The 19,890-nt window shown below is 36.3% G+C and carries 25 protein-coding genes; 10 read left to right on the top strand and 15 right to left on the bottom strand.

Going from position 1 to position 19,890, the window contains the following annotated elements; translation table 11 throughout:
• Positions 1–76 precede the first annotated feature (76 nt).
• Positions 77–460, top strand: coding sequence for a YgzB family protein (locus tag CUC15_RS05540; protein ID WP_114915718.1), 384 nt, complete (start codon positions 77–79; stop codon positions 458–460).
• A gap of 82 nt (positions 461–542) precedes the next feature.
• Here the strand turns inward: CUC15_RS05540 and perR are convergent, their stop codons facing one another.
• The 6 genes from perR to CUC15_RS05510 all read right to left on the bottom strand — a co-directional run bounded on the left by perR (position 543) and on the right by CUC15_RS05510 (position 4,406).
• The gene (perR, locus tag CUC15_RS05535; RefSeq protein ID WP_423241360.1) at positions 543–992 is read right to left on the bottom strand and encodes a peroxide-responsive transcriptional repressor PerR; all 450 of its coding nucleotides are present in this window, start codon (positions 990–992) and stop codon (positions 543–545) included.
• A gap of 127 nt (positions 993–1,119) precedes the next feature.
• Positions 1,120–1,677, bottom strand: a complete 558-nt coding sequence (locus tag CUC15_RS05530) for a cob(I)yrinic acid a,c-diamide adenosyltransferase (protein WP_114915716.1) — start codon at positions 1,675–1,677, stop codon at positions 1,120–1,122.
• Between the two features lie 2 nt (positions 1,678–1,679).
• On the bottom strand, positions 1,680–2,624 hold the full coding sequence (locus CUC15_RS05525) for a D-2-hydroxyacid dehydrogenase (protein WP_114915715.1): 945 nt from the start codon (positions 2,622–2,624) through the stop codon (positions 1,680–1,682).
• Positions 2,625–2,680: 56 nt separating this feature from the next.
• Positions 2,681–3,334 carry a sugar transferase gene (locus tag CUC15_RS05520; RefSeq protein WP_114915714.1) on the bottom strand — a complete coding sequence of 218 codons (654 nt, stop codon included), beginning with the start codon at positions 3,332–3,334 and terminating at the stop codon, positions 2,681–2,683.
• Between the two features lie 116 nt (positions 3,335–3,450).
• On the bottom strand, positions 3,451–3,921 hold the full coding sequence (gene bcp, locus CUC15_RS05515; protein WP_114915713.1) for a thioredoxin-dependent thiol peroxidase: 471 nt from the start codon (positions 3,919–3,921) through the stop codon (positions 3,451–3,453).
• Between the two features lie 47 nt (positions 3,922–3,968).
• Entirely contained in the window at positions 3,969–4,406 is a 438-nt protein-coding gene (locus tag CUC15_RS05510; RefSeq protein WP_114915712.1) for a potassium channel family protein, read from the bottom strand.
• Positions 4,407–4,903: 497 nt separating this feature from the next.
• Here CUC15_RS05510 and CUC15_RS05505 point away from each other — a divergent pair, with 497 nt between their 5' ends.
• A complete protein-coding gene (locus CUC15_RS05505; RefSeq protein WP_114915711.1) occupies positions 4,904–6,199 on the top strand; it encodes a glutamate-1-semialdehyde 2,1-aminomutase in 1,296 nt (431 codons plus the stop codon).
• A 56-nt stretch (positions 6,200–6,255) separates the two neighbouring features.
• Here the strand turns inward: CUC15_RS05505 and CUC15_RS05500 are convergent, their stop codons facing one another.
• From CUC15_RS05500 to mutY, 4 genes are all read right to left on the bottom strand, one after another.
• Positions 6,256–8,016, bottom strand: coding sequence for an ABC transporter ATP-binding protein (locus tag CUC15_RS05500; protein WP_114915710.1), 1,761 nt, complete (start codon positions 8,014–8,016; stop codon positions 6,256–6,258).
• A 189-nt stretch (positions 8,017–8,205) separates the two neighbouring features.
• Positions 8,206–8,733, bottom strand: a complete 528-nt coding sequence (ntdP, locus tag CUC15_RS05495) for a nucleoside tri-diphosphate phosphatase (RefSeq protein WP_114915709.1) — start codon at positions 8,731–8,733, stop codon at positions 8,206–8,208.
• Positions 8,734–8,895: 162 nt separating this feature from the next.
• On the bottom strand, positions 8,896–9,147 hold the full coding sequence (locus CUC15_RS05490; protein WP_114915708.1) for a gamma-type small acid-soluble spore protein: 252 nt from the start codon (positions 9,145–9,147) through the stop codon (positions 8,896–8,898).
• A gap of 129 nt (positions 9,148–9,276) precedes the next feature.
• Complete coding sequence (gene mutY, locus CUC15_RS05485) at positions 9,277–10,347, bottom strand: A/G-specific adenine glycosylase (RefSeq protein WP_114915707.1); 1,071 nt, start codon at positions 10,345–10,347, stop codon at positions 9,277–9,279.
• Between the two features lie 232 nt (positions 10,348–10,579).
• Here mutY and CUC15_RS05480 point away from each other — a divergent pair, with 232 nt between their 5' ends.
• Positions 10,580–11,566 carry a metal-dependent hydrolase gene (locus CUC15_RS05480; protein ID WP_114915706.1) on the top strand — a complete coding sequence of 329 codons (987 nt, stop codon included), beginning with the start codon at positions 10,580–10,582 and terminating at the stop codon, positions 11,564–11,566.
• A gap of 142 nt (positions 11,567–11,708) precedes the next feature.
• Here the strand turns inward: CUC15_RS05480 and CUC15_RS05475 are convergent, their stop codons facing one another.
• Both CUC15_RS05475 and recX read right to left on the bottom strand, forming a co-directional pair.
• On the bottom strand, positions 11,709–12,041 hold the full coding sequence (locus tag CUC15_RS05475) for a YfhH family protein (protein ID WP_114915705.1): 333 nt from the start codon (positions 12,039–12,041) through the stop codon (positions 11,709–11,711).
• A gap of 33 nt (positions 12,042–12,074) precedes the next feature.
• Positions 12,075–12,899, bottom strand: a complete 825-nt coding sequence (gene recX / locus CUC15_RS05470; RefSeq protein WP_114915704.1) for a recombination regulator RecX — start codon at positions 12,897–12,899, stop codon at positions 12,075–12,077.
• 501 nt (positions 12,900–13,400) lie between these two features.
• On the opposite strand from recX, the gene CUC15_RS05465 reads away from it, so the two are divergent.
• From CUC15_RS05465 to CUC15_RS05435, 7 genes are all read left to right on the top strand, one after another.
• Positions 13,401–13,958 carry a GNAT family N-acetyltransferase gene (locus tag CUC15_RS05465; protein WP_114915703.1) on the top strand — a complete coding sequence of 186 codons (558 nt, stop codon included), beginning with the start codon at positions 13,401–13,403 and terminating at the stop codon, positions 13,956–13,958.
• A 134-nt stretch (positions 13,959–14,092) separates the two neighbouring features.
• Positions 14,093–14,221, top strand: coding sequence for a YfhE family protein (locus CUC15_RS05460; RefSeq protein ID WP_114915702.1), 129 nt, complete (start codon positions 14,093–14,095; stop codon positions 14,219–14,221).
• Between the two features lie 221 nt (positions 14,222–14,442).
• Positions 14,443–14,838, top strand: coding sequence for a GntR family transcriptional regulator (locus tag CUC15_RS05455; RefSeq protein ID WP_114915701.1), 396 nt, complete (start codon positions 14,443–14,445; stop codon positions 14,836–14,838).
• On the top strand, positions 14,835–15,944 hold the full coding sequence (locus tag CUC15_RS05450) for a DUF1648 domain-containing protein (RefSeq protein WP_114915700.1): 1,110 nt from the start codon (positions 14,835–14,837) through the stop codon (positions 15,942–15,944). The genes CUC15_RS05455 and CUC15_RS05450 overlap by 4 nt, the downstream gene beginning before the upstream one ends.
• Before the next feature lie 28 nt (positions 15,945–15,972).
• On the top strand, positions 15,973–16,176 hold the full coding sequence (locus CUC15_RS05445) for a PLD nuclease N-terminal domain-containing protein (RefSeq protein ID WP_114915699.1): 204 nt from the start codon (positions 15,973–15,975) through the stop codon (positions 16,174–16,176).
• Positions 16,177–17,085, top strand: a complete 909-nt coding sequence (locus tag CUC15_RS05440) for an ABC transporter ATP-binding protein (RefSeq protein WP_114915698.1) — start codon at positions 16,177–16,179, stop codon at positions 17,083–17,085.
• Positions 17,085–17,861, top strand: a complete 777-nt coding sequence (locus CUC15_RS05435; protein ID WP_114915697.1) for an ABC transporter permease — start codon at positions 17,085–17,087, stop codon at positions 17,859–17,861. The genes CUC15_RS05440 and CUC15_RS05435 overlap by 1 nt, the downstream gene beginning before the upstream one ends.
• Before the next feature lie 44 nt (positions 17,862–17,905).
• Here the strand turns inward: CUC15_RS05435 and CUC15_RS05430 are convergent, their stop codons facing one another.
• Genes CUC15_RS05430 through CUC15_RS05420 form a run of 3 tightly spaced genes read right to left on the bottom strand, consistent with a single transcriptional unit; the run spans position 17,906 to position 19,832 of the window.
• Entirely contained in the window at positions 17,906–18,607 is a 702-nt protein-coding gene (locus CUC15_RS05430; RefSeq protein ID WP_114915696.1) for a hypothetical protein, read from the bottom strand.
• A gap of 3 nt (positions 18,608–18,610) precedes the next feature.
• Positions 18,611–19,465 carry an ATP-binding cassette domain-containing protein gene (locus CUC15_RS05425; RefSeq protein WP_114915695.1) on the bottom strand — a complete coding sequence of 285 codons (855 nt, stop codon included), beginning with the start codon at positions 19,463–19,465 and terminating at the stop codon, positions 18,611–18,613.
• The gene (locus tag CUC15_RS05420) at positions 19,455–19,832 is read right to left on the bottom strand and encodes a GntR family transcriptional regulator (protein WP_114915694.1); all 378 of its coding nucleotides are present in this window, start codon (positions 19,830–19,832) and stop codon (positions 19,455–19,457) included. Before CUC15_RS05420 ends, CUC15_RS05425 begins: the two co-directional genes overlap by 11 nt.
• Between the last annotated feature and the right edge of the window lie 58 nt (positions 19,833–19,890).

Here is a 19,890-nt window from a genome sequence, read left to right as displayed (position 1 = left end):
AGTCTTAGTTACACTTATGTTGTGAGAAAGTTTTTATACTTTCTTATCTACCAAGAGAATAATAAGGGGGAAGAACATGGCTGTGCAGAGATTAGTCTATTCAAGTAAAATAAATAAAATACGTTCATTTGCATTAATATTAGTTTTTGCTGGAATTCTTATCATGTATGTAGGTCTCTTAACTAGGAAAATTGAATGGTTAATGGTGATATTCTTTATTTTAGGAGTATTGATGGTACTGCTAAGTTGTGTTGTTTACTTGTGGATTGGTTCGCTTTCCTTGAAGGCGGTACCTGTTGTTTGTCCAAGCTGCGATAAGCATACGAAAATGCTTGGGCGCGTTGATGCTTGTATGCATTGTAAACAACCATTAACGATGGATAAGAAATTAGAGGGCAAGGAATTCGATGAGAAATATAATACACGCCGATATGCCAAAGGCAAAGATGCAACAAAATAAACGTTTTTCTTAGAACTAGAAAGATATAAACATAAACCATCAAATTTAAAAATCCAAATGCAAAATTTTGCATTTGGATTTTTTAATGTTTTGCTGCTGCAACATGTTTACAGTCTTCACAAGTCCCATAAATTTCTAAGCGATGATGGCTGACATTAAATCCTGTCACTTGCTCTGCTAAAGACTCTACTTCTTGTAATGATGGGTATTGGAAATCAACAATTTTCCCGCATTCATTACAAATGATATGATAATGCTCTGTTGTATTACAATCAAATCTACTTGAAGCATCGCCATATGTTAATTCACGGACAAGACCTACTTCTCGTAAGACACGCAAATTATTATAGACTGTTGCTACACTCATATTGGGAAATTTACTTTCCAAAGCTTTATAAATTTCATCCGCAGTTGGATGAACCATAGAAGTTAGAAGATATTCAAGAACAGCATGACGTTGTGGCGTGATCCGAACGCCTGAGTCCTTTAATGTATCAATCGCTTGACGTAAACGTTTTTCAGACACGGTCATCCACCTCTCTTTCAATAATTATATTCAAGTCTAATAATATTATCATTTTATAATCTTTATAATTAGTGTACCTTCTATAGTAGTATTCTGTCAATATAAGTACTTTGTCAAAAGTTGCTAACTGCAATTATATATCAGCTGCCAGCGGTCTCTCTTCGCCACCTAAATTTTTGTTTACGTATCTGGCAGCTACAAACAGAAAATCTGACAGACGATTTAAATATGGACAGACAAGCGAATTCTCTAGTTCTTCCCCTAAAGAAACTGCAATTCGTTCAGCTCTCCTCACGATTGTCCTTGCCATATGCAAGGAACTTGAAGCACGATGACCCGATGGTAAAATAAAATTCTTTAATGGCTCTAATTGTGCATCCCATTCATCAATTTGGTCCTCTAATTCTTGAATATGCTCCTGTCTGAGCTTCCAAGCAACTTCCTTATCCTTAGGTGTAGCGAGTTCTGAACCTGCATGAAAAATAATCGTCTGAACCCGATGCATTTTTTCTAGAAATTCTATTTTCCCTTTCCAAGCTGCCTCATCAAGAAAACTTAATGCAAGGCCAATCATCGAGTTTGCTTCATCACAAGTACCATATGCTTCCACACGTAAGTCATTTTTCGGAACACGTTCCCCATAAATAAGCGATGTTTTTCCTTTATCACCTGAACGAGTATATATTCGCAATCTCAGTACCCCCTATTTAGGTCAATCACATTAATATATTCACCTTCACCTTTTATATACGTATTTAGATTTGCTGTAAAAATATCTAACGCTCTTGGAACGTAATTTGGCGACATTGCTGAAATATGCGGCGTTACCGTTATTTTCTCTTGTTCCCAAAAAATATGATCCGCTGATAATGGTTCTTCATTGAACACATCTAAAACAGCATGGGCGATTTCACTTTCGTTAATTGCTTGTAATAAATCCTCATCAATAACTGCATCCCCTCGTCCCATGTTTAAAAAGACGGCATGATTCGGCAGCGCTTTAAATTGTTTATACGCAAAAATTCCCTTTGTCTCATCTGTACTTGGAAGCACCGATACAACAAAGTCAACGCTTGGGAGGATACTATCTAATTCATCGATTGAATGATTTTCATCAAAATATTCTACCTTTCGGCCACTTCTTGATATTCCGATAGTATTCATTTGAAAGGCTTTCGCAAGTCGGGCAACCTCTCCACCAATTGCTCCTGTACCTGCAATCAGCATTGTTTTTCCAGTTATTTCTTGCATGCGAACAGTTTTATCCCATTTATGGTTTATTTCATTTGTACGTACAACGTTACTTTGACGGTATACTTGTAAAAGCATGGAAATAGCATATTCAGCCATTTGAATCTTATGGATGCCCCTTGCATTAGTAAACAAAATTTCTTTTTCTTTTATTAATTGAAAAGGTGAACCTTCAACACCTGCAGAAAGACTTGCAATCCATTTAAGTTTTTTTCCTGCTGTAACTAATTCTGTAGTTACATCATCCCCATATGTGACGAAAACTTCAGCATCAGGAATATATTTTTCTAATTCATTGGCATTGCTGAAAACGAAATGCTGCTCTGGAAATTGTTGTTTTAGTTTTTCTTGATGTTTATCAGATATTTTTGCAGAAAATAATATCATCGAATCCCCCCTACTACTAATACCCTAATAGTATCGGAATTCTATCTTATTGAAAACTAGAAAGATTTAGGTTTTTTCTTGAAAAGCTTCTTTAATGTTTGAAATAGTAGGATCAAATCCAATTTATACGAACAGTTCTCGATATAGAATTGATTTGCATTATTCCTAAATTGTACAGTAGATTCCTTATTCCCGAAAACTTGTGCATATCCTGTAATACCTGGTTTTACCTGTAAACGATTCAGACTGGAGTTTGTACCATCTATGATTATAGGAGTTGGCCCAACAAGACTCATCTCTCCCTTAAGAACATTCCATAACTGTGGTAGCAGATGCAGATGATAACGTTTTAGCCATATACCAGTTGAAGTGAGGATACCTGAAGTGTTGTTTGTTGATGTGAATACAGCTAGATTAGGATCTAGTGGTATTGAGCGAATAACCATCGATGGATTTGTCATCGTGCGGAAGCTATACATTATAAAAGAATTTGTTCCCTTCCCTATACATCTTTTTCTATCAAAGATTGGTGTCCCCTCTTTCTTATTTATTCGATTACTGATAAACCATAGTAAAGGAGATAATATTAAAAGTAAGCAAAAGCTAATAACAATATCTGTTACTCTCTTTATTACAAAATACATGACTTTCCGTTTTCTGCTAGATAATCTTGCTTCAACTCTAGAACCAATATGCTCTTGCATTTCCATTTGAATCACCTCGTTTTAGAGAGTAGTAATGCTAGTACTACATACTATTCTCAAGCGAAGCACTATATTACTACTAATAAAAAAACAGCCCAATTGGACTGTTCTTTTAACAATATTTATGCTAGATTCTCGCGAATGAATGTAAGGGCATCTTCAACATGTCCTTCTACTTTAACTTTGCGATATTCCTTCTGTAATCTTCCCTCTTTATCAATAATAAAAGTAGAACGCTCTACACCATAATACTCTCTGCCAAAATTCTTTTTCAGCTTCCATACATCGAAATCTTCCGCAACTTTATGATCTTCATCTGCTAATAGCAAAAATGGCAAATCATATTTTCCAATAAATTTCTGATGGCTGTTTGCTGGATCTGGACTTATCCCAATGATAACCGCATCGAGCCCAAGAAAGCTTTCATGCTGATCACGGAAATCACATGCCTCTGTCGTGCATCCAGGTGTCATATCTTTCGGATAAAAATAGAGTACAACATTTTTCCCTTTATAATCTGATAAGCTCACACTCTCACCATCTTGATTCGGTAAAGTGAAATCTTTTACTAGTTTACCAACTTCTATTGTCATTTTGATTCCCTCCATCTAGTCAATACGGTCAGTCTATCATACTTGCATCACTTATCTCTACTTCGTGAACCCATTTGAAATAAGCGCATCACAAATGCAGTTGGTAAAATATAGCCAATCAATGCTTCAATTAATGCAATGAATCTCCCGATACCTATAGGAGTTATATCACCATATCCAATGGTGAGCATGGTTACTCCGCTGAAATACATCGAATGGATGATTGAACCAATAACATTTACCTGCCTTAATTCGCCATCTTCAACTAGAATGATTCCCTGGAACGATAGAATAAAATAAAGTATGCCAAATCCGATAATTACTAGACTGTACGTAATTAATAAAACAATGAATAGCTCTCCAGAAAAACGGCTATCGCGCATTTCAAATCGTGTGGGGAAGGTTTCTCCTTTAATAAATGCATGGATACTAATATAAATAAGAATACAGACAATAACAAAGACAAACCAAGGAATAATATTCATCGCTTTTCTCCTTTAGACTCCTCTAAGTACATTATATGCAGTTACTTCGTTAAGCTTGTCTTTCTTTTTTGGGGCTTTTTGATTTGTTTTCGATATGGATGTAAACTGCGAACAAACTTAGGATGATGAGAGCTCACAGGCCAGTCGCTCCAGAAATACACTACGCTTTCCGCGGGCGGCTGGTGAGCCTCTTTGTGCTAACGCACTTCAGAGTCTCACCGAAGCCTTTCCTCCCGCAGGAGTCTCCGTGTATTTCTTCCGCTGGGATTGAGCAAGTGAAAGTAATTTTCCACCCATCTATAAAACAGAACTTAATTTTCCTCTCTTATGGCTACTGAACTTTTCACTAACTCGCTTATTCGATTAAAAACTATCAATCAGATAACATCCTTGTTTTAGAGGTTCTTTAATTAGGCTACTATTACTATCCATCGTTTTTTCTTCCTGTTTTTGTTATATTAATAGTGAGTCTCATTATTCTAGGAGGTATATGATAGATGAATTTTTCAAAATCTGAAGAACTACATAAAGAAGCACTTGAGCATATTGTTGGTGGTGTGAATTCACCATCACGTGCATATAAAGCAGTTGGCGGTGGCTCACCGGTATATATGGAGCGTGGAGATGGCGCATATTTTTATGATGTTGATGGCAATAAATATATCGATTATTTAGCAGCATATGGCCCAATTATTACTGGATTTAACCATCCACATATTGCAGAGGCAATTAAAAATGCAGCAACGAATGGTGTTTTATACGGCACACCTACTCGATTAGAAAATAAATTTGCGAAAATGTTAAAAGAAGCTATTCCATCATTAGAAAAGGTCCGCTTCAATAACTCTGGTACGGAAGCAGTTATGACAACTGTTCGCGTAGCACGTGCATACACTGGACGCACGAAGATAATTAAATTTGCTGGAAGCTATCATGGACATTTCGATGCAGTATTAGTCCAAGCTGGTTCTGGCCCTTCCACTTTGGGTACGCCGGATTCTGCTGGTGTTCCAAAATCTACTGCGGAAGATGTCATCACCGTTCCTTTCAATGATTTGGATGCATATAAAGAAGCATTGGATAAGTGGGGAGATCAAATTGCTGCAGTATTAGTTGAACCAATTGTAGGAAACTTCGGAATTGTCGAGCCGCATGAGGGCTTCCTTCAAGGGGTAAATGATTTAACACATGAAGCTGGTGCACTTGTTATTTATGATGAAGTTATTACAGCATTCCGCTTTACCTATGGAAGTGCACAACAGCTTTATGGCGTTGAGCCTGATATGACAGCGATGGGTAAAATTATTGGCGGTGGCTTACCAATCGGCGCATATGGTGGCCGTAAAGAAATTATGGAGCAAGTTGCACCACTTGGACCTGCATATCAAGCAGGGACAATGGCAGGTAATCCTGCATCCATGGCTGCAGGTATTGCTTGCCTGGAAGTACTTGCCCAAGATGGTGTCTATGAAAAATTAGATCGCCTCGGGGAAAGATTAGAAAAAGGAATTTTAGAAGAAGCAGCGAAGCATGGTATATCGATTACTGTTAATCGCCTCCGTGGTGCACTTACTGTATTCTTTGGTGAAGAAACCATCACCAATTACGAACAAGCAGAAGCTACTGATGGCGAAGCATTCGGCCGCTTCTTCAAATTAATGTTAAAACAAGGAATAAACTTAGCTCCTTCTAAATATGAAGCATGGTTCTTAACAACCGAACATACCGAAGCAGATATCGATCAAACGATAGATGCAGTCGGACATGCCTTTGAAGAAATGGCAGCAAAATAATCTAGTTTTAAAAAGGGTCCTTCACGAAATCTGAACGACCCTTTTTTTCCATATGCTTAATTATTATTTCCACTATCCAAATTCTGAACTTGATATAAATCATAGTAGCTGCCCTGTTTCTGCATTAATTCTTCATGTGAACCCAGCTCCGATATTTCCCCATTCTCAATAACAACAATCCGGTCTGCATGGGTAATTGTTGCTAATCGGTGGGCAACAATAAAGGTAGTACGGTCGGATGCTAGCTTTTCTAATGTTTGTTGAATACTATGTTCACTTTCTAAATCAAGTGCAGAGGTTGCCTCATCGAAAATCATGACTGGCGGATTTTTCAAAAATACACGTGCAATTGCAATTCGCTGCTTCTGTCCTCCTGAAAGCTTCACACCACGTTCGCCAACTAGAGTATCGTATCCAAAGGCAAGTTTTTCAATAAATTGATGTGCATTTGCAGCTTTTGCTGCTGCAATAACTTCCTCATCTGTTGCTTCTGGATTTCCCATCCTGATATTAACTGCTATCGACTCACTGAATAAAATGTTATCCTGCAGAACCATGCCGATATTACCTCGCAATGATCGAGCTTTAACATCACGAATATCTACCCCATCGATTTTAATCGAACCACTCGTCACATCATAGAATCTTGGAATTAGGCTGATCAATGTTGATTTTCCACCGCCACTCATTCCAACAAAAGCAATCGTCTCGCCTTTTTTCACATCGAGTGAAACATTTTTCAAAATCAGTTCTTCATCCTCCGTATATCTGAAAGATACATTATCAATCTTCACGGCACCTTCAACACGGCCAAGCTCTTTTGCATTTTCCTTATCGACTACATCATATTTTTCGTTCATAAATTCCATGACACGATCAATAGAGGCAATTGATTGTACAAGGGTAGTTGAAGAGTTAATCAATCTTCTAAGTGGACTGTAAACTCTCTCCAAATAACCGACAAAAGCAACCATTGTACCAATACTTACATTTAAATTAATTACTTGATATGCAGCGAAGGCAATTACTAAGAGTGGTGCGAGATCAGTAATCGTATTAGTCACTGCAAACGTCCTGGCATTCCAATCCGTATGCTGTACCGATTTCTGTAAAAATTTATCATTTCTATTTTTGAATTGACCCTGCTCATATTCTTCCAATGCAAAACTTCTAGTAACTGGGATCCCCTGTACTCGTTCATGTAAATGCCCCTGTACCTCCGCTAATGCTTGTGATCTTTCCTTTGTCAGGCGACGTAATCTACTAAAAAAGTACTTAATAGAAAATCCAAACAGTGGGAATAAAATAATTGAAACAACTGTCAAGCCAATATCCATTGTCAACATAATGCCAATCGCTATTAGGATTGTCACTAAATCAAGCCATATATTCATTAATCCAGTAATTACGAAATTCTTTGTTTGTTCGACATCATTTATTACCCGGGAAATTATTTCCCCGGTTTTTGTCGAAGAATAGAATTTTAGGCTTAGTTTTTGAATATGATCGAACAATCTATCTCTAATATCATAGAGGATTTTGTTTCCCACCCACTGTGCTAAATACTGACGTATGTATTCAATCGGTGGACGAATAACTAGGAAGACGAGAAATGAAATTCCCATTATCCAAAACAATTGACTCACTTTTTCTGAGTCTGTCATCATATCTGCGTTAATAATATTATCGATGACATATTTTAAAATTAAGGGCATCAATAGTGGTATCCCAAACTTGATGATTCCCACTAAAATCGTCCAGAAAATTCTCCATTTATACGGTTTTACAAACTTCATATATTGCTTTACACTACTCAAATATAACCTTCCTCTTTTTTCATTGTTAGTTAGAATTACTGATAATTAATAAGAATGCACGAAATAATTTGCCCCTAATATCACTATCAGGCGCCCCATTCTTTCGCTCAAATGAGGCTAAGCGCTCAATCGAATCACTTAGAAAATCCTTGTTAATCAATGATAACAAGGATTTAGCCTATGTTTGCTTTATCGATAAGTCAGAAAGCGTTCGTACCAGCTATCGACAAAATCAGGTGCAAATGGTCCTTTTCTTTGTCGGACAACTTTAATTAATTGTTCCATATTATTATGCAAAATTCGGTCCAATACTAAGGGGTAGTTCATTTTTCTTTTATGTTCGTCGTATTCGTCTTCGTCTAAAATTTTAAATGTCATATCCGGGTAAACTTTAAGATCTAAATCATAATCGATATATTTTAGTGCTTCTTCATCATACACAAAGGGAGAACTAATATTACAGTAATAATGTATGCCGTCCTCACGAATCATCGCGATGATATTAAACCAATACTTAGAATGGAAATAGCAAATGGCTGGTTCCCTCGTTATCCAAGTCCGCCCATCACTCTCGATTACTGGTGTCTTATCATTGGCGCCAATAACAACCGTTTCTGTTCCTTTCAATACTATTGTATTTTCCCATATCCGATGAAGTTGCCCATTATGCTTATAGCTCTGAATTTGCATATTCAATCCCGCTTTTGGAGCAACCATCCAATCTTCCTTTCTATAAAATTAATCCCAATACTAATCTTGCATTTATTATATAGGCAATGATTGGAAATATAAAGGGAAACTACCTCTTATTGCTAATATCTTCCTAATAAGAAAAGAGCTTCCCTAAATTATTAGGGAAGCTCTTTTCTTATTAGGTATTTATTTTTTATTTGCTTGAGATTGCTGGTTTTGTCTTCTTACTTCCTGAGCGTCTGTCTCAGAAGCAAACTCAGTACCAAATTGTCCTTGTCCTTGGGCTGATTGTTGATTTTGTCTTCTTACTTCCTGAGCATCAGTTTCAGAAGCAAACTCAGTACCAAACTGTCCTTGTCCTTGGGCTGCTTGTTGGTTTTGTTGTCTTACTTGTTGAGCGTTTGTACCTGCAGCTGTTTTATTAGCTTTTTTAGCCATCAATATCACCTCCGCAATAATAATTTGTCCAGTAATTCATTTGTTATCCATTTAATTTGTAAAAAGATTAAATAGATAACTAACAAAAAAACAAGGTCTCAAAAATCTCGAGAACCCTGTTAAATTTATTTATGACAAATATTGCATCATTTTCTGATGGGAAACCGGAAAAGGATATTTACTAATTTGATTAAGACTAACAAATCGTAATCTAGGATCATCTGCAGCAATATTTTTTGTCTCCGCCTTATATATTTCCAGTTGCCAAATAATATGGGAAAATACATGCTTCAGATTTCCTTTATGCTCCTTTACTTTTACTGTTAAACCATACTCACTGAATATCCAGTTTTCTAAATTCTTCCTGCCAACTTCTTCAATTGGCACCATCGGAAATTGCCAGAGATTAGCTAATAATCCCTTATCCTGACGTTGCTCAATAACATATTCATTATTTTCATTTTTAATTAATAGTGCAATATAAGGAATTTTCTTTTGCTTTTTCGCCTTTGTTTTAATTGGTAATTCCTCCTGTACCCCATCAGCATATGCTTTGCAATGCTCCTGTATTGGGCAGAACATACAAGCTGGCGACTTCGGGGTACATATGGATGAACCGAGATCCATGATCGCCTGATTAAATGAAGCGGGATCTTCCTCAGAAATAATTTCGCGAACTTTCGCTTCAATTAAATTTCTAGTTTTTACTTTGGCAATATCTTCTTCAATTCTTAGAATGCGTGAGATTACACGCATAACATTTCCATCTACTGCAGGCTCTGGCTGATTATATGCAATGGAAAGAATGGCTCCTCTCGTATATGGGCCAATCCCTTTCAATGAACCTAATTCAACTGGATTATCAGGTACTACCCCATCATAAGAAGCGACAACTTCTCTTACAGCTGTTTGTAAATTTTTAGCGCGGGAATAGTATCCTAGCCCTTCCCATGCTTTAAGTACATCTTGTTCATCTGCTGCTGCTAGTTCATAAACGGTTGGGAATTTTTCAATAAACCGATAAAAGTAAGGAATAACAGTGTCGACCTTTGTTTGTTGCAGCATAATCTCTGACACCCATACTTTATATGGGTCTTGATCTCTCCTCCAAGGGAGGTCTCGTTTATGTTGATAATACCAAGAAAGTAAATCTTGCTGGAATTGTTGTTTGTTAAATTCTTTTAGTACTTCTTCATTCATAATTGCACTTCCTTTATGATACAATAAGATAAAACTTTATTCGGATGTTAAGATGCTCTATAATATTCTTTAATGAATTTGCAGATAATAAGAACAGTGCTAGAAAACCTGGTTGGCACCAGTCAGCACTTAGTAAGAAATACTTTCTTAGCTACCATGGTACACTATTTTTGATAATTATTTTGTCTTTCTCCTTTTATTGGAAAGGACATTATCAAGGAGGATCCTGTGAATGGATACCGGAACACATATTGTAATGGGTATTGCGCTAGGTGGACTTGCTACGGTAGATCCTGTCGTACAAAGTGATCCAACACTGTTTCATGCTGTATTGGTGGGAACAATCATTGGCTCGCATGCCCCAGATTTCGATACGATTTTCAAATTAAAAAACAATGCTACCTATATAAGGCATCATCGTGGATTATCTCATTCCATTCCTGCAATTATTTTGTGGGGGTTATTGATCTCTGGAATTATTCACTTTTTTGTGCCTGAAACAAGCTTCCTGCATTTATGGCTTTGGACTGCTTTAGCAGTTGTTATTCATGTGTTTGTAGATTTATTTAATGCTTATGGAACACAGGCTTTTCGTCCTTTTTCAAATAAGTGGATTGCCTATGGCTTTATAAATACATTTGACCCGTATATTTTCTTACTGAATGTTGTTGGAGTCCTTGCTTGGGCATTAGGTGCGCATCCTGGTTATACTTGGATGACGATTTATACTGTCATTGTACTATATTACATCAAGCGTTATATGGATAAAAGAGAAATCGTTAAGAAAATCAATGAATACTATCCAGATACAATTCAAATCGCAACATCACCTACACTTAAACAAAATTACTGGCGTGTTGCAATTACAACAGAAGATCGATTTTACGTTGGTACTGCGATTAATGGACATATCGAGATTGTTGATGAATACACTAAGGTTCCATTACCTGACCTACCAATTATGGATGTCGCAAAGGAAGATAATAATGTCGCCTCATTTCTAAATTTCTCTCCCGTATATCGTTGGGAAATCAATGAATATGATCATTTTACAGAAGTCCGTTTCATCGATTTACGATATCGTTCAAAGGAATACTATCCATTTGTTGCAGTCGTGAAAATTGATGAAAAAATGAATATTATGAGTTCCTATACTGGCTGGATCTTCTCCGAGCATAAATTGCAACGTAAATTATTCGTTGAGGATTATTCTTTATAAAATAAACCGGCAAAGCCTACATAATAGGCTGCCGGTTTTTTTATAGAATTTCTTATTTAAATTCCTCTGACAAGAGACAACGCCGAAACACCTCATGTCTTGTGAAGCGAATTCGGTAAAACGGGCACTTCTGCTCTTGTTCTTAACTAATCTTCTTTCCCAGTAATGATATTGGCAATGCTTCCACATTATCAAATACGTCACCAAGTAAATTAATACGTTGTCCCCAAGCGAATACACCATTTATGTAATTGATTTTGAATGTATAGCCTGCTTCCATTTTCAATTCGTATACTTCCTCTGCTTTGAACTCTTCGGGATTCATTGTATATGCCATTGCAACTTGCATTTTCCGTTCATTAATTTGAACCTCTGAAACATTTCCCAGCTGTTCAGCCTTCTGCGCTTTCTCCTTTAATACCCCAATCTCCCGATATAACTGCTCGACAGAATAATCACTGTACCGATAATTCATCTAACTCTCCCCCTTATTTGCCTTTCTATCTTATCAATTATTAATTGACTCATCCATAATTTCATCTAGAAAACGATTAATCAATTCGATCGAGAAGCCCTTGCGATATAATCCTTCCTTTACTTTGTTGCGAAGCTCAAACCCATCAAATTTCCTTTGATGCTTCTTTACTAGTTTTTCGCCTTGGAAGATAATGGCATTCCATTCCTCACCTTCATCCTTCTCCTCATGAATTTCTGCCAATGCATCATTTATAACGTCCTGCGTAAAACCTTTTTGTATTAATGTCACTTGCAGCTGTTGGATTTGCTTCTTAAAGGATTCCTTTTTCTTTAGATTCAGCTTCTTCTCTGCCCATTTTGAAACCTTTTCAAATTGAACCTCGTAAGGATATGCTTGTACGGCCTCACTTGCAATACTTGCTGAAACTCCCTTTTCAATGAGTTCCTTCTTGATAAGCATTGGTCCTTTTGATGTAGTATTTATACGTGTACGAACAAACATCTCTGCAAAGAGCTTGTCGTCAATTAGTTTATCTTTAAGCAATTTATTAATAATTTCTTTTATATGCTCGGCTTCAACTTCTTTTTTAACTAAATAATCATAAATTTCCTTTTTTGTTCGCATTCGGAAGCTTAGAAAATGAATTGCTTGGGTATATGATTTATGTAAAGTATCTTTCTTAATTAGTAAAGTAATCATCTCATCATCAATCTCGAGATTTTTTCTCAAATGAAATTCAATTAATACTGCTTCGTCTACGCTGAAGCCATACTTTTCACCTTTACCGTCATCCAAATAAATATTATAGCGATCCTTACTTTTCTTTTGCGTCGTGATTCGAGTGATTTTGTGCAATTGCTCCACCCCTTTCTAATAATATAACAGAAAAAAAGCACAAACGCCTATTTCTCGACATACACACTGAGCTTCAAATTAATCTAATAACTATCTTAGTCAACCGAGAAAGTAACTTAAATTTTTATTCTAACATTTGATCACATTGGGTAAACCTCTAACATACAATATTTTGTCTGAATAAAAAGATGAATTTAATGCAAATCGTATGTAAAAAAATTTCAATAAAAATTAACAAAAAAATGATTCCCTTTTTGGAATAAAGATTGTAGAATAATATTATCAAAATACGAAAGAGATGAAATGAATCGTATCAGACAACACGTAGAATTAAATAGGGAAGGCAAATGGTGCGCCACCAGTTTATACTGGTTCTAGTGGGTTCGATTCCCACCCCGAATTTTTGTTGAAATCTAAAATAAAAATTCGTGGGTGGGTCACTTACTAAATTCCTGATAGGAGATTTAGAATACCCGCCTGGAAATAAGGAGGGTATTTTTTATGCTAAAAATGCGTGACTTACATGAGGTGCCGGTTCTATTTGAATTAATGACGCATCCAGATGTATTTCCCTATGTTAGACATAAAGCAGAAACAACTGATGAATTTTATTTCCTTACAAGAAAGACGATCGAAGCTGAAGCAAATGGCGAATTGATCTCACGTACGATTTTAGATGAGTACTTGCAGCCAATTGGAACGATAAATTTATTTGATATCGAGAATAAGCACGGATTTTTAGCTACCTGGATTGGTCAGCCTTATTTCGGTAAAGGATATAACCGACCTGCAAAGGATCAATTTTTCAACGAATTATTCTTCTTGCATGATATTGAAGGTATTTTCATGAAAGTACGAAAGACAAACACTCGCTCACTTAAAGCTGTATTAAAGCTGCCATATGTTTCACTTGGAAATGAGTTCTACCCTGAGGTTTATCAAGAAATTAATACGAATGGCGATATATATGATCTTTTCGTTATTACAAAGGAACAATATACCAGCTACCAACAGTTTACAAAAGATCAGGTTGTCACAACAGATGAAGAAGTATCATAATAAAACCTCCCTAGTGGAGGTTTTTTTCATTAATAACAACGTAAGTATAACTAAGACATTCGCCAAGTTTTAAATCTTAAGTATAAAAATGGTAAAAAAGGAAATTCTAATTTTAAAATGAGAGGAATGATCTGATGAGCAAGTTTAAAGAAAACCAACGATTAAAATACTTAAAGAAAACTCAAGAAGTCAATTACCAAAAGGAATTTAAACGTGCAGATCGTATCTATGAGCAATTATCACAAAGAGGGAATCATAGTTAATTAGCAGCTAAACCTAGACCAAAATGAAAGGTGAAACTCTTTAAACGGAGTTTCACTTTTTTTATTTCCAAATAATTCTTCAAGAGTCTTAACACTCATATAATTACTATCTAATAAGAAAAACCAATCAAAATTTTTTTCTAATTTCCTATTGCTATTTATTTCCGCTTGTTATATTATAACTATAACAGATAGAATAAGTATATAAGGTGGTGTAAAAAATGTTCATTAATATTAACCTTGAGTCCGCTGAGCCTATCTACATCCAATTACAACATCAGATTATTGAAGGAATTGCGAAAGGTAAACTTAAACCTGGGGATCCGCTACCATCCGTCAGATCATTGGCTTCTGATATTGGGATTAATCTTCATACAGTGAATAAGGTATACCAGTTGCTAAAACAGGATGGATATATTCTAATTCATAGACAAAAAGGGGTTGTAATCAATCCAGAAGGTCCACCAAAAGCAGATGAGGAATACAAGCAAAATTTAAAAGCAAGTATTCACCCCCTAATTGCAGCTTCAATTTGTCGTGGCATCGAGGAAGAAGCGTTTTTACAGATGTGTAAAGAATTATTTAACGAATTTAAAGAGGAAGGTGAGAATAAATGAACACGATGACATTACTATTATTAGTTGCCGTTTTTATTCCAGTTTTTTTGATGATGATGCTCACACCTTATTTAACTAGAAAAACCGAGAGCTTTGGTGTGACTATTCCTGAGGAAATATACAGCAGTAAGCAACTAAAAGCTATGAGGAGAAGCTATCTTATTTCAACAGGTATGCTTAGCTTCATTATATTGTTGATGTTCAGCTTCTTAGGTCTAACGGTAGTAAATGACGAACAATCATTAAGTATTCTGCTAACCGTTGGCATCGCACTTTATATTATTGTTAGCTTTATTATTTATTTAACATTCCATCGCCGCATGAAAGTCCTAAAGAAAAACTCGAATTGGGCAATCAATAAATCACAGCAAGTATTCATCAATACAGGCTTTCGAAATCAAAGGCTAACCCACTCCAACTATTGGTTCCTTATTTCTTTTGTCATTAGCATCGTAGTGATTATCATTACGTTTCAGCGATATGACCTGATACCAGAACAAATACCAATGCAGTATAACTTTGCCGGTGAAGTTACCAATTGGGTGGATAAATCGTATCGCTCCGTTCTTTCCATGCCTATCATGCAGTTGTATTTAATGCTCCTATTCTTATTCATCAATACAATGATTGCAAAATCAAAGCAGCAAATCAATGCAGAAAAACCGGAAGAATCGATGCGCCAAAACATCATTTTCAGACGGAGATGGTCTCTGTATATCATTGTCACCGGGTCATTATTAACAGTCATGTTCTCTTTTATTCAGTTATCGTTCATCTATCCAATCAATCAACAAGTAATAACAATCGTCCCGCTTCTATTTAGCTTTATCATGATTATCTGGGCAATCGTTCTCTCTATTACTACAGGTCAAGGTGGGAGTCGTGTAAAAAGCCAAATGGGAAAGAATGGCAATGTGATCGATCGTGATGACGACAAATACTGGAAGCTTGGTCAGTTTTATTACAATAAAAATGATCCTGCTTTTATGTTAGAAAAACGGTTCGGTGTTGGCTGGACAATAAATCACGCAAGACCGTTAGCATGGATTATTATTCTCGTCATTATCGGTTTAGCAATTGGAATTCCATTGTTATTAGTAGGTTAACAGTATTATTCCGGGGGAGGAAATTGCGATGCAGGAAATTATCGATTCGATAAATTGGGCAATTGTTACGCCGTTATTAATTATTCAGGGGGTATTAGTCATTGTTGCACTCCTTGACTTAGCAAAAGCTGAATCAACAAACGGGCCTAAATGGATGTGGGTATTAATTATTGTTCTAGCAAACACAGTTGGTCCTATCATTTATTTTATCATTGGAAGGAGTCGCGACTAAATGTCATTACTAACTGTTACTAAGCTTTCAAAGAATTATGATGCGAAAAATGTAGTGGATGATGTAAGTTTTGATTTTGAAAGCGGAAAATGTATTGCACTAATTGGACCAAATGGAGCTGGAAAGACGACGATATTGCGCATGCTGGCAGGTCTTCTAAAACCTTCTGCTGGTACAATACGTTTTTCCGGTATGAAGGAAAATGATGATATTCGAAAATATATTGGTTACCTGCCGCAATATCCAGTCTTCTATAATTGGATGACTGGATTGGAATTCATGATTTATAGTGGCCGACTTAGCTATTTATCAGAAGCTGAAGCAAAAAGACGTGCAGCAGTCTTACTGGATAAAGTTGGTATAATTGATGCAAAAAATCGCAGAATCGGAAAATATTCTGGTGGTATGAAGCAACGTTTAGGAATAGCACAAGCAATCATTCATAAACCAAAACTGTTAATGTTAGATGAACCAGTCTCATCCCTTGATCCAATTGGTCGTCGTGAAGTCTTAACATTGATGAACGAATTAAAACAAGAAATGACCATTCTATTTTCTACACATATTTTAAGTGATGCTGATGAAGTAAGTGACGATTTATTATTATTAAACAAAGGTGAAATTGTTGAACAAGGATCAATAATGGAATTAAGAAAGAAGTATCAAACATCGGTCATCATGCTCGAATTTCAAGAGGATGCTGCTATCTATCAGGGCAAAGTTAATGCCTTAACTAGTGTTAGCAATAGTTTTATCGAACGTGATGTATTACATGTTTCCGTCTCAGATATTACTAAGGCAAGGCAAGAAATTCTAGCACAAGCAACAAAGGAAAACTGGCCATTAACAAGCTTTACACTAAACCGTGCTTCCCTTGAAGACATGTTCATGAAAGTGGTGACTAGCTAATGCAATGGATGACCCTTTTTAGAAAAGAAATGACTGAAAATTGGCGAAACAAGAAATGGATCTGGGTGCCATTAGTCTTTATCCTCCTTGCAAATATGGATCCGGTTTCCAATTATTATTTACCGCAAATCATCGAATCTGTTGGTGGATTACCTGAGGGAACCGTCATCGAACTTCCAGACTTTACACCAGCAGAAGTAGTAATGATGAGTTTAGGACAATTAAGTAGTTTAGGTGTTTTAGTGATTACACTTATATCAATGGCTACAATAGCTGGCGAACGTAAGAGCGGCGTATCGGAACTCATTTTAGTGAAGCCTGTCGCTTATCGTAATTATATCACTGCAAAATGGGCTGCATTACTCATTCTCGTTTGGGTATCACTCCTATTAGGGATGCTTGCTAGCTGGTACTATATTAATATCCTGTACGGAGAGCTTCCAATTCAAAGCATATTATTGGCCGTACTTTTTTATGGACTCTGGCTCACTTTAGTCGTCTCCGTGTCTATTTTCTATAACACATTGTTTAAGACACCCGGTATCGTCGCCTTTCTATCGATTGCAACGATTATCTTACTGAGTGTTGTGACCCAAATATTCAGCCATATACTTGAATGGAGCCCGAATAATCTAACGACGTATATAATGGAGATGCTGCAAACCGGGAGCATTCCATCAGACCTTATTTGGACAGCGATTGTAACCATCATCATTTCAATTGGCCTATTAATCGCCGCAATCATAGCTTTTGGAACAAAGGAGCTAGCAGACTAATGAAAAAGGACTGGATCCTTTAACTAGAATCCAGTCCTTCATCATTACTTCGTTTTAATAGTTGTTATTCTTCTTAACAGCAGGAAGGAAAGGCAATATATCACTACTCCCACTCCAAGCATTTGGTAGAAGAATATTAAATCAATCGTTGAATATACATCGGTTATAAAATCAACAATCCAACCTTGCGCAAGCCCCAGAAGTAAGACGACAACTAGAACACCAACGACAATTCCTCCACCTAGTAAACCATGTTTATAAAATAGCAGACTAAGGACGGAGAAGAGTGAAAATAGGAAAAATAGGAAAGCTGTATCAATAACGACACGATTCAACCATGTATCCCCTAATAATTGTGCAAGATGACCAAAATTAATCGTGTAAATCCCTGTCACATCTACTAGCTTAACGATTAGAGATTGTATTGTATTTGCCAGTATTGCTTTGGCAAGCGCTAATCCTAAGAAAAACAAGCCAAAACTAATAAAAATATTCTTTCGAGTCGCTCCCAGTTTCAGCACAAATGGGATACTCTCTTTTACCATCAAGAATCCTGCAATACAAGCATAAATATAAATGGCAAACTGGAAGCTAAAATAAAATTCAGTATTTCCGCTTGCAAGTAAAAAATAGGCAATAGTTACTGTGGCAACTAAACTAGCTAGCAAAATTGTCCAAAAGATTGTCAGAGAGTAACGGATATCTGTAATAAAAAAGTATAATAATCCTTTTACTTGTCTAGCCATTATTTATGCCCCCTTTCTTTCCGTTAAATAAATCATTAATTCCTGAATTGGTACACCTTCTACAGTTAATCCATACATTTTTGCTTCTTCAACAGTGCCATAAACATAAGCTGTCATCATGCCAGCAAGCTGTTTTTTCTCAATTACCTCTTTATCTGAAACGAATGCCTCGACTTCCTCGATCGTTCCGGAAACTGCAATGGTATTGTTGCGAAGGATTTCTGATTCTTCCTGTAAAACTAATGAGCCTTCACGCAGAATCAAAACCTCTTCGAATAATAAGCTCACTTCATCAATTAAATGCGTTGAGAAGATAATCATGCGCGGTTGTTCCTGGTATTCTTCCAGCATGATTTCATAGAATTTCTTTCTTGATGGTGCATCGAGACCAATATATGGTTCATCAAAAATTGTAATTGGTGCCTTACTAGCTAAACCGACCGTTATCCCCAGTGCCGATTCCATCCCTTTCGAAAGCATCTTAACCTTTGAATTTGGATTAAGGTTAAATTCTTTAATTAAGTTCTCTGCTAGCTCTTGATCCCAATTCGGATAAAAGAAGGGATAGATCTTGAGTACATTTTTTACTTTTAAATCCTTACTGAAATTCTGCCCTTCTTTAATTAAACAAATCAATTCCGTTAATCGCTGATTATCAAATGGATTCTCCCCATCAATTAAGATCTCTCCACTGCTTTCTGTGTTATGTCCGGATAATATATCCATAAAAGTCGTTTTCCCTGCACCATTCCTGCCAAGCAATCCATAAATTTTAGGTCCATCAAGTGTGAATGAAATATTATTTAATGCAAGCTTATTGCCGTATTTCTTGGTCAGACCTTTAACTTCAATTTTCATAAAAATCATCCCCTCTTTTTACCATGTCCATGAGTTCCTCTTCACTAATTTGTAACTTATTGGCCTCATTTTTTAATGGCAGCATAAAATTTTCATAAAACGTTTTCTTTCGGCTTTCCACTAATAGTTGCTTTGCATCTTCTGTTACGAACATTCCAACACCTCTTCTTTTAAAAAGAATATCCTCTGCGACAAGTTCATTAATTCCTTTTGCTGCAGTTGCTGGGTTTATCTTGTAGTATGCAGCGAATTCATTTGTCGATGGTACGCGTTCCCCTGCTTTAATCGCTCCATTAATAATGGAATCTTCGAGCTGCTCTTTAATCTGCAGGAATATTGGTTTGCTTTCATCTAATGAATTTTTCATTTTAGTTCATTCCTTATTTGGTTAATTACTTATGTAACTAACTATATAACCGGATGTT

Origin of the sequence: Oceanobacillus zhaokaii (genome assembly GCF_003352005.1) — a bacterium.
In the GTDB taxonomy this organism is placed as follows: domain Bacteria; phylum Bacillota; class Bacilli; order Bacillales; family Amphibacillaceae; genus Oceanobacillus; species Oceanobacillus zhaokaii.
Note: the sequence above shows the minus strand (reverse complement) of the source record. Positions and strands in the feature narration are given on the sequence as shown.